The following is a 14,919-nucleotide window of genomic DNA, read 5'->3' as shown; positions in this document are numbered from 1 at the left end:
TTAAGCACCGCTTGTGGTGCTTTTTCTTATTTGCAAAATAAACTCGAATACCTCTGGGGGTGGGTGATGATGTAGTGGCTGATAAACATATTCAAGCCGAAAAAGATTATGTCAAGGGCATGAAATACAAAGAGATTGCAGAGAAATACGATGTATCTCTTAACACGGTGAAGTCCTGGAAGCAACGTCATGGATGGTCCAGAAATAAGGGTGCACCCTCTGAAAAAAGTGTGCGCACAAAAAGTAAAGGTGGGCAGCCTGGTAATAAGAACGCAAAGGGTAATCGGGGCGGGGCTGCACCTAAAGGCAATCAGAACGCCAAGACGCACGGGTTGTTTGCTAAATACCTACCGCCGGAAACGTTAGAAATCGTGAACGACATGGATGCACTGGATCCGCTTGATATACTCTGGATGAGCATACAGATGAAGTTTGCCTCCATCATGCGAGCTCAGCAGATCATGCACGTTACGGGCAAGGACGATCTAACAAAAGAACTGAAAAAAGAAAAACACAGCAGTTCTGATTCCGGAAGTAGTTGGGAAGAGGAATATGAACTTCAATTCGCTTGGGATAAACAGGCGAATTTTTTAAATTCTCAAAGCAGAGCCATGTCTGAGCTAAGGAATATGCTTAAGCAATTCGTTGAAATGGCTGACTATAACGATTATAGATTATTGGAGATTAAAAAGATGCAGGGATCCATCGATAAGACGAAAGCCGAGATTGCCAAGGTCGAAGCAGAAGCTGCAATCGCTAAAAATAAAGCAGATAAGCTGACAGCTAAAGGTCAAGTGAACGATTTATTGAAGTCCCTTCTAGATGTGAAGTCTGGTGGTGATGGCAGTGGCTCAACTGGCGTTCAGTCCGAAACAGATAGAGAACATTAATCAAGACATCACAGGTATAACCTTTGAACTGAACGAGGGCACGCCCCGATCAGGTAAAACCACTTCTGACGCATTCAAAATGGCTGATTTCTATTTGCGTACGCCGGATCAAAACCATTTAGTGTCTGCATACAACCAGGAACAAGCTTTCCGAATGTTTATGGATGGTGACGGCCTAGGACTAATGCATATCTTTGATGGGTGTTCAGATATCAGACATGACGAACACGGTGACCACTTGCTGATTTATACGCCCACTGGCGATAAAAAGATTTACTACAAAGGCGGAGGGAAAGCAAATAGCGTGGGGGCCATTACAGGCATGTCTTTAGGATCCGTTACGTTTCTGGAATTTAATTTGTTGCATAAAGATTTTATTCAGGAATCGTTTAGGCGTACCTTTGCCGCAAAATGGCGGTATCACCTGGGCGAGCAAAACCCACCAGCTCCTAACCATCCTAACCTTGAAGAGCTGGATCGATTTATTAAATCGGGGAGATTCTTATTTCGTCACTGGACACCCCATGACAATCCAGCGCTTACAGAGGAGCGGAAAAAGGAATTATATGACGAGCTATCATCCAGTGAATACTTGCTAGATCGTGATTGGCACGGGAAGCGTGTTATGCCGGAGGGTGTCATATACGCAATGTTTAACCAGGATAAACATTTGGCCAAGACGATGAAAGGCAGAGTACTCGAAACGTTCTTTGTTGCAGATGGCGGCCAGGGGGACGCTACGTCATGCGGGTTTTATGCCGTATCATTTGATGAGGGTAAGTACTATCTCACTAGGCTTGCCAACTACTATCACAGCGGATCAGAGACAGGGCAAGTCAAAGCTATGTCTGTTTATGCGAAAGAAATTAAGCTGTTTATCGAGTGGTGCTACAATAAATGGGATTTTCCACGGTGGAACTATTTCTTCGTGGATCCAGCGTGTAAGAGCTTAAGAGAGGAGCTCCACCTGTTGGGCGTCATGACGGATAAAGCGGATAACAACAGCAGAGATCGAGTAACTAGCAATGGGCTAAAAATCGAGGTTGGGATTGAAAGAGTACAGAACGCCTTAACGAAAGGGGTTCTTTTTTTATTGGACATCGAGGGTGAGTACGATCACTATAACCTGATTAAAGAGATCGGAATGTATGTCAGAAATGATGCGGGCTATCCGGTGGATAAATACAACCACGCATGTGACGAACTTAGATACGCGGTGAACTATTTTACAAAAACATACCTAGTGTAAAAGGGGTGAGGTGATGTTTGAAAGGATCAAAAATTTCTTTCGGAAAGGAGGCGCTAAAATCGGCATGGTACAAAGTCTACAGAAGATTACGGATCACCCTAAAATTGCAGTCCCTCAAGAAGAGTACCAACGGATTGAAGAGAACATACAACTTTATCGCAGCCAGTTTGATGATGTTGAGTATGTTAATAGCGAGGGAGAGCTTGCAGAGCGGCCGTTCCATTCGCTGAATGTACCCAAGGTTGTCTCGAAAAAGCTTGCGAAGCTGGTGTTTAACGAAGGCTGTGCCATTGAAATGGAAAACGATACGTCAAATGATTTTTTACAGGATGTATTCAACCATAATAAATTCCGTAAAAATTTCGGCGAACAGCTTGAAGCTGGTTACGCAATAGGCGGTTTGGTGTTAAGGCCCTATGTAGACACCGAGTCTAAGCGAATTAAAATCTCACATTGTTTGGCAGACGCCTTCTATCCATTGCAGTCAAACACTAGTGATGTTAGCGAAGCGGCTATTGCTACAGTTACCAGAGAGACGGAAGGGAAAAAGACGATCTACTACACGCTTCTTGAGTTTCATGAATGGAGAAATAGTGAGTATTGGATTAGAAACGAGCTTTATAGATCCGAACGAAAAGAAGTAGTAGGCGTTCAAGTTCCTCTAGACAGTTTGGATAAATATAAGGACCTTGAAGCAGAGGTACAGATGAAAAACTTTAGCAGGCCACTGTTTATATACATTAAGCTTGCTGGCAAAAACAATGTCAATCTAAGTAGTCCGCTTAGCTTGGGTGTGATCGATAACGCGAAGCGGCAGATTAAGGATATAAACGAAAAATACGATGAATTCATGTGGGAAATTGAAGAAGCTAGACGGAAAATTCTAGCCTCAGATCATTTCTTTAAAGTCCGATTTGACGAAAAGGGAAAACCGGTTCGACGATTCGATTCAAAGACATCTGTGTATCAAAAGCTTAAAACGGACGAGCCGTTCATTGATGAGTTCGTCCCATCTTTGAGGGCAAAAGAATTTATTGAGTCTATTAATTTTATTCTAAGGACCATCGAATTGCAGACCGGTTTTAGTGCCGGCACTTTTAGTTTTGACGGCCATTCTGTTAAAACTGCTACTGAGATCATTTCGGAAAACTCTGAGACGTTTTCTACCAGATCAGACAACGTGCTTATTGTTAGCGAGGCCTTAAAGGAACTTGTCATAACGATCTTTGAGCTGGCCGCAGCTTACGGGCTACATCCAATGCCGCAAGATTTGAAGGTCGTTATTGATTTTGATGACGGGGTGTTTGAAAGCCAAGACAGTAAACTAAATTATTACGGCAAAGCTGTAACCCTGAAACTAATGCCCCAAGTCGAAGCGATTCAAAGGATGTTCGGATTAAGTGAAGAAACTGCACAAAAGTGGGTAAAGCTCATTCGAGCCGATGAGTTGGGGATGGATCCATCAAAGTTAGATGAATTGGCATCGAAAAAGCTCTTTGGCGATTTGGAGTGATTGAATGGTTAAACCAAAGATCACACCGTATCAATTAGATTTATGGTCTGCCAACATGGGCGATCTGTACGACAGTCTTGAGGGCGAGATTATCCGTATTATGATTAGGCGACTTAGTAAAGGTTCAAGAGATATCCCTACGTGGGAAGCTCAAAAAATGGCTGAACTAAGGGTGTTTAATCGTGAAGTTGTTAAATTACTATCCGAGGTTACTCCGGTTGCTGAGTCTGAAATCAAGCGTATGTTTGAGGTAGCTGGGAGGCAAATTGTCCAGGATGTGGATAAGGAATTGCCTTTTGACCCTAAGCCGCTACCTAACAACCTCGACAACGTGATGAGAGCTTACCATAACCAAGTGTGGAGCGATATCGATAACTACGTCAACCAGACGCTGATCACAACAAACTACGGTATAGGCACTGCCCAGTTGACCTATCAAAATGTGCTAAATCGGACAACAGCCATGTTTAATACAGGTATCTATACGTTTGAGGATGCGCTTGAACTGGCTATTACCGAGTTAGCGCAAAAAGGGATCCGTACGATCCTAGTTGACCGCGGTGGCCATACATGGAGCCTAGAGAGATATGTCAGGACGGTCCTGAAGTCAACATTAGGTAACTCCTATGATCAACTCAGAAAAGAACGCATGGCTGAGTATGGCGTGCATACGGTGGTTGTGACAAGTCATGTCGGGGCAAGGAAGGCGTGCTCTAAAATTCAGGGGCATGTCGTAGACTTGAGACAGCCTAGTGAGATACCAGAGGATAGCGAGTACAAGTCCATATATGATCCGTACTGGCAAGCTGAGTATGGTACCCCTGGCGGCCATCGAGGCGTTAACTGTAGGCATATTCATATACCTTTTATTCCAGGCGTTAACACAAACAATCAGCCAAAATATGACGCTGAACTAAATGCTGAAGTGGCTAAAGCCCAGGACACGCAAAGACGGATTGAACGTGAAATCGTGAAGTACAAGAAAAACTTGATGGTGGCCGAGGAATTAGGCAGCCCTAAAGCCGACCATTGGCGAAAGATGGTTAGAAGAAGACAGGCTGCCATAAGGGAACTGATCAACGAGAATAGCGAGTACTTGAGCCGAAATTATAAGCGTGAAAAAGTGTACACGCCGTTAGACGCTCTACTTAAAGATTTTCCGTTTGTGTCATAGCGTATTGACCTGAGCAAGTCATTAAAAGGCTTATTTTTTATACTCGCAGCTATGCGTTAAATGGCTAATCCATCGCGGACAATACCGCGTCAACAAATGTAGGAGGAATGAAGTATGAATAGAGAAGAGTTGAAAGCTTTAGGTTTAACAGATGAACAAATTGATAAAGTGATGGCTAGTCATGGGAAAGTAGTCAACTCGATCAAGGAGAAGGCTGACAAGGTGGATGCTCTTGAAAGTCAGATTAACGATTATAAGCAACAAATCGCTGACCGTGATACACAGCTTGCTGATCTTGGTGAAAAGGTGAAAGACAATGAGGAATTGACTGCCGAGATTGAACGTTTGAAAGGAGAAAACGCAACAACTAAGAGTGAGTTAGAAAAGAAGTTGGAGCAACAAGCGTTTGATCACAAGCTTGAAACGGCTCTAGCTGGTGCAAAAGTTAAAAATACTAAAGCTGTTAAAGCACTATTAGACATGGACATGATCAAGCTCGATGGAGACACGCTGAAAGGTCTTGATGATCAGCTAAGCAAACTGAAAGAGTCTGATGATTATTTGTTTGAATCCGAAACAGATAGCCAAACGCCGCAAATCGTAACTCCCGGTAATCCCAACGGAGGGAGCAATAGTAGCGGGGATGATCCGTTTGTTGCGAAATTGGCTAAATATCAAAATTAAAAGAAAGAGGTAGAGAAAATGAACAAGCGTTTACCAATTAATTTGCAATTCTTTGCTGAGGGTACAGCAAATCAAAACTTAGCAGCACGCAGTTATCAAAAACAATTTAGAGAGCTGCTTCAAGCAGTATTCCGTACGCAGGCTTACTTCCGCGACTTTTTCGGCGGGGAAATCGAAGCATTGGACGGAGTTCAGCACAACGAGACAGCTTTTTACGTTAAAACAAGCGACATTCCGGTGGTTGTAGGAACTGAATACAATAAGGACGCTAACACTGCCTTTGGAACAGGTACAGGTAATAGCACACGCTTTGGTCCACGTACAGAAATCATTTATCAAGATACACCAGTGCCGTACCGCTGGGAATGGGTATATCACGAGGGGATTGACCGGCACACGGTTAATAATGATTTTCAGGCTGCTGTCGCCGACCGGTTGGATTTGCAGGCACAAGCTAAAATCAAAAAGTTTAACGCTCAGCACAGCGCATTTATTTCAAGTGTTGCTGAACATGAAGAATCATTAGGAGATTACACCGCTGATAGCGTGCTTGCCTTATTTAACGCTCTATCTGAGTACTATGTGAACATCGAAGCTGTTGGAACAAAAGTAGCCAAAGTAAATGCAAAGTTATATAACGCTATTGTGGATCACCCTTTGACTACTAGTGCTAAAAGCTCATCTGCAAATATTGACCAAAACAATATTTTAACTTTTAAAGGTTTTGCAATCGAAGAAATTCCAGATGCGATGCTGCAAGATGGCGAAGTCGCCTATACCTACATCACAGGCATCGGTAAAGCCTTCACAGGCATTAACACGGCCCGCACTATCGAATCTGAGGACTTTGACGGTGTAGCGTTGCAGGGTGCCGGTAAAGCAGGAGAGTTTATCCTAGATGACAATAAAAAAGCAGTAGCTAAAGTTGTATCAGGCGATTCGGGGGAGTAACAGGCCCCGTCGTTGACAGCGTAACGCCAACGACAGATGGGGCGACTATTGATTTATCATGATATAGAGGAGGGGTATAATGCCTTTTAAAATCTATCGAGGTGAAACTGTGATAGCCGAGGGGGAAAGCCCTTTAACAATTAGAGGCGTCGCGCCAAATACGACAGTGGCAGCAGGGGAGTATCAGGCGGTACGTGTTGAAGATGGCAAGGAGTCCGTTAGAGTGGATATTCCGGCATTTACCATGTTGCCGATTGCTGTAACAGGAGTAACGTTGTCGCCTAAAACATCGACAGCTGAAGCTGGGACAGCAGGCAGCCGTCAATTGACAGCAACTATTGAGCCTACTAACGCAACGAATAAAGGCGTGACTTATTCCATCTCGCCAACAACAGGGCTTACTGTAAGCAATAGCGGGCTAATCGAGTGGACAGAAGACGTGCCTGCTGGCCAATACACAACAACTGTGACAACGGATGATGGCGGAAAGACGGACACGCACACTTTAACATTGACGGAGCCACCAGAGCCTGATCCGGAGGATTAAACAAAATGGCATATCTCACATATGAAGAATTTGAGGACTTGACTGAAGGTAGCACTAAGGTAACAGAAGAGGAGTTTAAAAAGTTGTTGCCGAAAGCTTCTGCCACCCTTGATAACATCACTAGTCATTTTTACCACCGACACGACATTAAAAAGGACAATGAGTGGCGGGTGCGTCAGTTTAAGCGCGGGCTGTGTAGCCAGATCGAGTATTTCAATGTGCTTGGAGCCACAACATTTGAGGAAATCAACAACGCGCCTCAGACCTTCCAGGCAGGGCGTACGAGTGTATCAAATGCTAGTAGGTATAATCCGTCTGGCGCAAACGAAAGCAAGCCGCTAGTCGCTGAGGACGTGTTTATCTACTTGGAGGGCACGGGCTTACTTTATAGCGGGGTGAGGTCATGGTAATGCCAAAACCCCCGCTTGATTTTCTGATTGACTCCTTTGAGTACCATGAATACATCGGTGATAATAAGTGGTCTGAGCCTCAATACGCTAAACCTGTGTTAATTGAACATTGCCGTATAGATCGAGGTGCAGAGTACAGTTCAAACTCATCCGGTAAGCAACTGCTATATAATGCGGTTGTTTTTTGTTATGGGGGCATGACAACACCGCTACTAGAGTTTAAAACACAGTCTATCCTTGTGTTTGATGGACAAGATCATGTCGTAACTAAAGTGATACCCATTTATGAGGCATACAGTACCACCATATATTCTTACGAATTAGAGGTGGTCTGATGGTACAGGTTAGCGTTAGCTTAACTGGTGCCAAAAAGAAACTTAGCCATGAAAACGTAAGACGTGGAAGGTATGCTGCTGCTAATCAAATGCTTGCAGATATGAACCAGTTTGTCCCTATGCGAGAAGGAATCTTAAGAGGTACGGGGCATACTACTGCAAATGCCGACGCGCTCATCTGGAATACGCCGTATGCTGCCCGTTTGTTTTATATCTACATGTACAACTACACGACACCAGGTACTGGTCCAAGATGGGATATGCGTGCAAAGGGCATGTTTATGAGTGATTGGATCAATGCGTTTTTGAAGGGAGCTGATTGGTAATGGATTTTGTTGATAGGCTCTGTGACAGAATAAATGAAATCCCAGGGCTCCCTGTCACTTGCAAGCTTGGATACCTAGGGACAGAAGAGTCTCTTGTACTGTACCCGTTGCCCGGATCAAGGATAACAGCTAAGTATATGGACGGCACTAGCGATCAGCAGCTTAATTATGAGATTGCTATGAAGTCAAAGTTACAAAGCAAGATTAGTAGTGTTTTATGGCTAGTACAAAACGAACTGGAAGCATTGGAGGAGTTGGAAAGCCAAGATGGTAGTTTTGAGTTTGACGAGCTGGTCATAACAAACAAACCATTTATTAATCAGATTGATGATCAAGGATGGTTTGTTTTTTTACTAGATGTACAAGCGAACATTACAGTTTTTAAGGAGGATGCATAGGAATGGCAAGAAATAAAAACGCATTGCGTGGACATTTTGTGCAAGCTTACGAACCAGGACAAACAGAACCGGGAGAAGAGTGGTTGGAATTGGCGAAGTGGATCTCTACCATTGGTGACGATACCCAAGAAGAAACGGAAGATACCGCGTTTTATGACGGGGATGGCACGCCAGAGACAGATGTAGTATCTGTAGCTGGTGCTTACACACCTGAAGGCTTTTACGATCCGGAAGATCCAGCACAGGCATTGATTGCTAGCCTCAAGTACAAAACGGGCGAAGGTCGCAAAATCTGGCACAAAGTTGTTTCGGCAGACGGAACGAAAGAATGGGTAGGACGGGCAACAGTATCGTCAATTGTCGCAGGAGCTGGTGACGCAAGTGCCTACGAAACGTTCAGCTGCAACATTCGATTTGACTCCATCCCGGAAGAGACTGATCTGTCGGGGGAGTAGATCCCCCATCTGTTGAAAATGTTGACCCTACGACAGATGGGGCGACTGTAACGCTCGTATAATAACAGAGGCACTCTTTGTGGAGTGTCTCTTTTTAGAGGAGGGGAAACAATGTCAATACAAATTAACATAGACCGGACAGGGTTTCCGGTTAAGATCGGAACCGTTGAACTGTGGTTCGACAGCTCGCTTGAGAATCTTAGACGTTTTTTTAACGTGGAAGAAATTGCTAATCAAAAACTAAAAGAAGCGCAGGAAAAAGCGAAACACATTCATTTTCCAGAAGAGATTGACGTTGAAAGCATCGACGTTAAAACGATCGACGCCGCATTTGACGTGAATAAAGAGTTTATCGCAGCACAATATGACATTATCTTTGGGAAAGGTGCGTTCAAGGAGATCTATAAAAAGTACCCGGACATCGTGGCGCTAGAGCAGGCGTTGGATGACGTTGGTGCCGCAATTGCTAAACGGATTGAGGAATTAGAAGAAGAACGTGTGAAAAAAGCCGAATCCAAGAAAAATGAGTACTTAAACAAAAAAGCCTCAAAAAAGAAGTAGGTGACAGCTGTGAGGCTGAACGATCCTCTTGTCACTAGCTTTGAATTTGAAGGTAAGGAATACTCTATCGATCTAGCGTTTGATAACGTACTGGACGTGTTTGACGTCCTCAAAGACCCGAACCTCAGAGATTATGAGAAAGCTGACACTGCTCTTGCCCTCTTGTTGTGCGATTACGAGAAGGAGAAGGTATACGAGCTGTGGCAGTATGTGTACGAAGCTTTTATCCATATCGAAAACAAACAACCGATCGAATATGACAGAAAGGGCAACCCTATGCCAGCCGTAGAGGAGGACCAAGAGAAGCTAATTGACTTGGAACAGGATGCAAAGTATATCTTCGCATCGTTTAAACAAGCATATGACATCAACCTGTTTGACGAGCAAGGGCGATTACATTGGCAGGAATTTCAGGCACTTTTGCACGGTTTGCCTGACGACACGATACTAAAGCGTATCATCAACATCAGGAGTTGGAAACCAAGCAAAGGAGATTCTGCGGAGTATAAGGAATCCATGCGTAAATTACAAAAGATTTACGCACTTAAGGCTGACAGGGAGGAGGTGGACTAATTGTCAGATGGATCGATTAAAATATCGATTGAGGTTGACGGGAAACAGGTCACAGTAGCATCAAAAGAATTAGACAGATTAGAAGATACAGCTCTTAAATCCGGCAAAGGCATTAAAGCTGCAGAGAACAGCATGGATAGTCTTAGCGACAGCAGCGCGAAAGCTGGATCAAGTGTCAAGGGCGCTAAGGATGCGGTTGATAGTCTCGGTGATAGTGGGTCAAAAGCTAGCAAGGACTTAAAAGGTGTAGACGGTGCTATAGATGGAGTAGCAGATAGTAGTGCAGACGCCGCGTCTAGCGTTAAAGGGGCAAAAGACGCGATCGATAACCTTGGCGGTAGCGGGTCCCAAACAGCGAAGGATTTGAGGGGTGTAGATGGTGCCATTGACGGCTTGTCGGACAGTAGCGCGGATGCGGCATCTAGCGTTAAAGGTGTCTCTGATAGCCTGAGCGGTATGTCGGACAGCGCGAATGAAGCGGCAAGTAATGCTAGAAAGGCCAAGGAAGAGGCAGCAGGCGTAGGGCAGGAAACCGGCAAAGCGTCAATTAGTATTAAAAGTCTAGCTGTATCTCTGGGGCTTGTTGCTATCGCATCTGCAGCATTTAACACACTAAAGTCATCTATGGATGCCGCAATCTCTCGTTTCGATACACTTAACGCCTTTCCCAAGGTATTGCAGGCGTTGGGCGTGTCAGCTGAAGACTCTCAAAGAGCCATGGACAAATTGTCTGAGGGAATTGACGGCTTACCTACGACGCTTAACGATATAGCTGCCAGCGCACAGCGCATGTACACGTCATTTAACGACATGGACAAGGCCGCTGATACAGCGATAGCTTTGAATAATGCCTTATTAGGTAGCGGATCCTCTGCTGAGCAAGCGAAGCGTGGAACAGAGCAGTATATAAAAGCGCTCCAAACAGGGCAGATGAACATGGACATCTGGAACACTTTAAGCGAGACGATGGATGTAGGGTTGATAAAAATCGCCGAATCATTTGGTTATGCAGGAAAAAGCGCTAAGGATGATTTATATAAAGCTTTACAAGATGGGACCATCACACTTGATGAGTTTAACGACAAGTTAATTGAAGTGGGTACCGGAACAGGCATCATGGCGCAACTAGCAAAGGAAAACAGCCTTGGAATTGCCACGTCGATCGGCAACTTAAGAAACGCTGCTGCTAGAGGAGTAGCGAATATTATAGACTCCTTTAACAGGCTATCGAAAGAAGTGACTGGGAAAGACATTGCACAAAACATTGATAGCTTAAAAAACATTGTCAATGCATCGTTTAAAGTGATAGGTTCAGCAATCGAAGGGGCATCACCTTATGTAAAAGCATTTGCGTCAGCGGTACAATCGGTTATGCCAGTTGTGCAGGCTTTGACCCCAGCGCTAATCGGCATGGCTACAGCTTATGCTATGCATCAAGTGATTAATCTGACCACTACTGCCATTAAAACCAACACCGCGGTGATTGCCACCGCGACCGCGATTAAAAACGCCTATGCAATAGCCACCAACCGTGTCGCACTAGCGATAGCTTTGCATGGGGCTAAGCTTAAGCTCACAACAGTTGCTCTTGTGGCGTATAACAAGGTTGTCGCCATTGCGACCGCTGTCCAAGCTGCACTCGCGTCAGGTATGACGCTTGCATCCGTTGCAACGATTGGGTTGAGCGGAGCTATCCATGTGTTAAATGTCGCTATCAAAGTGCTGTTGGGTCCTGTCGGATGGGTGACGCTTGCCATTGGTGCTTTAGTGGGTGCTGTTGTCGGACTAGTCAAGTGGTTCAAAAGAACAAGTCCTGAAGCCGAAAAGCTTAACGCAGAAACGGAAGAGCTAGGAAAATCAACAAATGCATTAAATGATTCATTGAATAGTTCATCTGAAGCCTATAAGAAAAATCAAAGCGAAATTAACGCTAGTGCAAAGGCAAACGGAGAACTTGCAAATAAAATTGAAGAACTAGCTGCTAAGGAAAATAAATCAGCCCAGGAAAAAGCGCTACTCAATTCCTATATTGAGGAGTTGAACGGGTCTGTAGAGGGGCTGAACCTTGCTTACAACGAAGAGGCCGATGCACTGAGTATGTCGTCTGAACAGTTGCAGGCACGCATCGATTTAATGAAAGAGCAAGAGGTAGCCCAGGAAGCGCAATCTAGGCTTACGGAAATTTTAAAAGAGCAGGCCGAAGTTGAAGAAAAGCTCGCTGAAACAAATCAGTTGAGGGAAGAGTGGAACAAAAAGCTCGAAGAAGGGTCTGTAAAAGCTGGTGATCACAAAGAAGCTATCGCTGAACTGGATGAACAGAACGTGTTACTTGAAGAAACTCAGATTAGATTAAGAGACGAATATACGCAAACTGAACAACAACTGACTTCTTCTATCAATGCGATTACGGAAGCTACCGAAAACGGGGTTAATAATCAAATAATAGCTTTCGAGGACTTATCAGAATCGCAGCAAGCAACAGTCGAATCTATGAAATCCGCATGGGAAGACTATAAAGACGCTGCCACTGATATGTTTGACACATTAAGTGATGAAGTAACTGTCACTGTAGCCGAAATGGAAGAAAATCTGTTAGAGAATCAACGTGTTATGAGCGAATGGGCTGATAATATCGCAATCCTAGCAGAACGTGGAATTGATGAGGGGTTACTGGAAGAGATGCGTCGAGCTGGTCCAGAGTCAGCTGGACACGTTAAAGCGATGGTAGAAGCATCAGATGAAGAACTAGCAGCTCTAAGCGAAGCCTTCGCTGGAGCTGGAAGTACAGCAACGGAAGTTTTGGGTAAATCGTTAGGCATCGAAGAATCAGGTGTAATGGAAGCTGTTGGCCACTTAGTAACTGACACGGAACAAACACTAGCCCAACAAATAGAATCTGCTGATTTCAAGTCAATCGGAAATGCTATCCCGGATGGCCTGGCTGATGGGATTGAAACTGGTGCGCCTCAAGCAGAACAAGCGTCTAAACAAATGGCTGATGATACAACAGATGCTGCGAAACAGGCGTTTGAAATTAATAGTCCGTCGAGAGTCTTCAAAAGAATGGGAGAAGGTCTTCCTGAAGGTCTAGCCTTAGGCATTAACAATGGCACGAATAAGGTTATACAAGCTGTACAGCAAATGTTTAATCGCGTGATACAAGGGAGCCAACAAGGATTTAATTCGATTGCTAATAACTATCAGTCCGGTGTGCAGTCTATCCAAAATGCGTTAAGTAAGTTAGGGCCTATTACGAAAAATGCGATGACACAGAGCACTAACGCTATACTAGCTGGAGCTAAGCAACAAGTAACAACATTGCAACGCTTAGCGCGGGATCAAGTAGCAGCATTTAAACAAACCCCACAACAGCTTAGACAAGTTGCGCAATCGGCGATGCGATATATGCTGATGGAGCTGCAAAACGGTGGTCGCCAACAGGTTACATTGATGCGTAATTTAGCAAGAGATAAAGTAACTGCTCTAAGACAAACCCCGCAACAATTAAGGCAGATTGCTAAAACGGCAATGCAATTTATGCTGACTGAGTTGGGTAATGGCGCGAACCGACAAGTACACCAAATGCGTGGATTAGCAAGAAACCTGACTGGTGCATTTAGTTCAACACCATCACAATTTAGACAGATCGGGCTTAACGCCATGTCCGGGTTAAATGCTGGATTAAACGCTGGCAGGGGTAGAGTGATGTCAACAGCCAGAGGCATCGCAAACCAAGTTGCTAGTACAATGAAAAATGCATTAAAAATCCATTCACCCTCACGACTAATGAGGGATGATGTCGGAAAGTGGATCCCAGAAGGGATTGCATTAGGGATTAGAGAAAATGCTAAATCGGTCTTTAAAGAACTGGATAATCTATCTGGAAAAATGGTGTTGGCATCAACTCCTGAAGCTGCCTTGGGAGCATCTAGAATGGGACACACAAGCCCAGGGGATCTGATGCTGAACACATTAAGAAACTTTAAATGGCCTACTGACAATAGTAGCAAAGGCGGTCCATCCGAAAAGCAGCCGGCAACCATCAACGTGTACGTGGGCAATAAAAAGCTTGCAAGTGAGTTAGTCGACGATATTACGGAACTACAGGAACGAAAGAACTATCGGAAAAGAAGAAACGGGGTGAGGGTGACATGATCTATAACGGCATAAAAAAAGACTATGTGCGGGTCAACATGGATTTGTATCGCCCGCCAACTCCCCCGATTGAATTTATTACAGCAGAAAAGCCAAAGGGCGGGGACAGAGTACGCCGCAAGCGGTATAGAGGGATGGAACTAAACGTACCCATCACCATCCGAAGTGACAGACGAATAGAGGAGTTAAAACAAGAACTATCCGAATGGCTTGTGCATGATGAACCGAAAAAACTTGAGTTTTTAGACATGCCCGATCGATATTACCTAGCTTACTATCAGGGTATGGAACTAAATGAACATTATAAATACGCAAAAGGGGTTATCTCTTTTTATTTGCCTGAGGGCTATAGATTCGGAGCGGATAATGAAATCAATGTCACTGCGTCTTACACAGCTCACATCATAAAAGGCCAAGATCAAACCCCTTGGACGACTTACACGCGGTTTACAGCGCCACATTCACAATACACGCTTGAGACAAACAAAGGCCTGTATGTGCTGCTTAATTACAGCTTTATTGAGGGTGACATCTTACGCATTGATTACAGTAAGCGAGAGGTTACGCTCAATAATAAGGACTTGGCTGTGTCCGTAAGTTTGAACACTAATTGGACAATGTTGCAACCAGGTGCGGTACAGGTTAGGGCAAGTGAGCCAACGACAGTCACCTATACGGAGAGATACTATTAGTAGAAA

The 14,919-nt window shown here is 44.4% G+C and carries 16 protein-coding genes; all 16 read left to right on the top strand.

Features of this window, described 5'->3' with window-relative positions:
* Positions 1–74 precede the first annotated feature (74 nt).
* The 16 genes from terS (at position 75) to FED51_RS17890 (ending at position 14,913) form a co-directional block, all read left to right on the top strand.
* Positions 75–890 (top strand): phage terminase small subunit, encoded by an 816-nt coding sequence (gene terS, locus FED51_RS17965; RefSeq protein WP_138090865.1) that lies wholly within the window; start codon positions 75–77, stop codon positions 888–890.
* A complete protein-coding gene (locus FED51_RS17960; protein WP_138090862.1) occupies positions 841–2,139 on the top strand; it encodes a PBSX family phage terminase large subunit in 1,299 nt (432 codons plus the stop codon). Before terS ends, FED51_RS17960 begins: the two co-directional genes overlap by 50 nt.
* Before the next feature lie 13 nt (positions 2,140–2,152).
* Complete coding sequence (locus FED51_RS17955) at positions 2,153–3,652, top strand: phage portal protein (protein WP_138090859.1); 1,500 nt, start codon at positions 2,153–2,155, stop codon at positions 3,650–3,652.
* Positions 3,653–3,656: 4 nt separating this feature from the next.
* On the top strand, positions 3,657–4,826 hold the full coding sequence (locus FED51_RS17950; protein ID WP_138090857.1) for a phage minor capsid protein: 1,170 nt from the start codon (positions 3,657–3,659) through the stop codon (positions 4,824–4,826).
* A gap of 114 nt (positions 4,827–4,940) precedes the next feature.
* Positions 4,941–5,510: a phage scaffolding protein gene (locus FED51_RS17945; RefSeq protein WP_138090854.1), complete on the top strand. Its 570-nt coding sequence runs from the start codon at positions 4,941–4,943 to the stop codon at positions 5,508–5,510.
* An 18-nt stretch (positions 5,511–5,528) separates the two neighbouring features.
* Positions 5,529–6,461 carry a phage capsid protein gene (locus FED51_RS17940; protein ID WP_138090852.1) on the top strand — a complete coding sequence of 311 codons (933 nt, stop codon included), beginning with the start codon at positions 5,529–5,531 and terminating at the stop codon, positions 6,459–6,461.
* Positions 6,462–6,540: 79 nt separating this feature from the next.
* Positions 6,541–7,008, top strand: coding sequence for a putative Ig domain-containing protein (locus FED51_RS17935; RefSeq protein WP_138090849.1), 468 nt, complete (start codon positions 6,541–6,543; stop codon positions 7,006–7,008).
* 5 nt (positions 7,009–7,013) lie between these two features.
* Positions 7,014–7,418: a head-tail connector protein gene (locus FED51_RS17930; RefSeq protein ID WP_138090846.1), complete on the top strand. Its 405-nt coding sequence runs from the start codon at positions 7,014–7,016 to the stop codon at positions 7,416–7,418.
* Entirely contained in the window at positions 7,412–7,753 is a 342-nt protein-coding gene (locus FED51_RS17925; RefSeq protein WP_138090843.1) for a putative minor capsid protein, read from the top strand. Before FED51_RS17930 ends, FED51_RS17925 begins: the two co-directional genes overlap by 7 nt.
* Positions 7,753–8,079, top strand: coding sequence for a minor capsid protein (locus FED51_RS17920; protein ID WP_138090840.1), 327 nt, complete (start codon positions 7,753–7,755; stop codon positions 8,077–8,079). The genes FED51_RS17925 and FED51_RS17920 overlap by 1 nt, the downstream gene beginning before the upstream one ends.
* Positions 8,079–8,477 (top strand): phage tail terminator protein, encoded by a 399-nt coding sequence (locus tag FED51_RS17915; RefSeq protein WP_138090837.1) that lies wholly within the window; start codon positions 8,079–8,081, stop codon positions 8,475–8,477. Before FED51_RS17920 ends, FED51_RS17915 begins: the two co-directional genes overlap by 1 nt.
* A 2-nt stretch (positions 8,478–8,479) precedes the next feature.
* Positions 8,480–8,932, top strand: coding sequence for a phage tail tube protein (locus tag FED51_RS17910; protein ID WP_138090833.1), 453 nt, complete (start codon positions 8,480–8,482; stop codon positions 8,930–8,932).
* 111 nt (positions 8,933–9,043) lie between these two features.
* A complete protein-coding gene (locus FED51_RS17905; protein WP_138090830.1) occupies positions 9,044–9,493 on the top strand; it encodes a hypothetical protein in 450 nt (149 codons plus the stop codon).
* Positions 9,494–9,502: 9 nt separating this feature from the next.
* Positions 9,503–10,066: a Gp15 family bacteriophage protein gene (locus FED51_RS17900; protein WP_138090827.1), complete on the top strand. Its 564-nt coding sequence runs from the start codon at positions 9,503–9,505 to the stop codon at positions 10,064–10,066.
* A complete protein-coding gene (locus FED51_RS17895) occupies positions 10,067–14,221 on the top strand; it encodes a tape measure protein (protein ID WP_138090824.1) in 4,155 nt (1,384 codons plus the stop codon).
* Positions 14,218–14,913 (top strand): distal tail protein Dit, encoded by a 696-nt coding sequence (locus tag FED51_RS17890; RefSeq protein ID WP_138090821.1) that lies wholly within the window; start codon positions 14,218–14,220, stop codon positions 14,911–14,913. Before FED51_RS17895 ends, FED51_RS17890 begins: the two co-directional genes overlap by 4 nt.
* The last annotated feature ends 6 nt before the right edge of the window (positions 14,914–14,919 follow it).

This window comes from Halalkalibacterium halodurans (assembly GCF_005671335.1).
GTDB lineage: Bacteria > Bacillota > Bacilli > Bacillales > Bacillaceae_D > Halalkalibacterium > Halalkalibacterium halodurans.
Note: the sequence above shows the minus strand (reverse complement) of the source record. Positions and strands in the feature narration are given on the sequence as shown.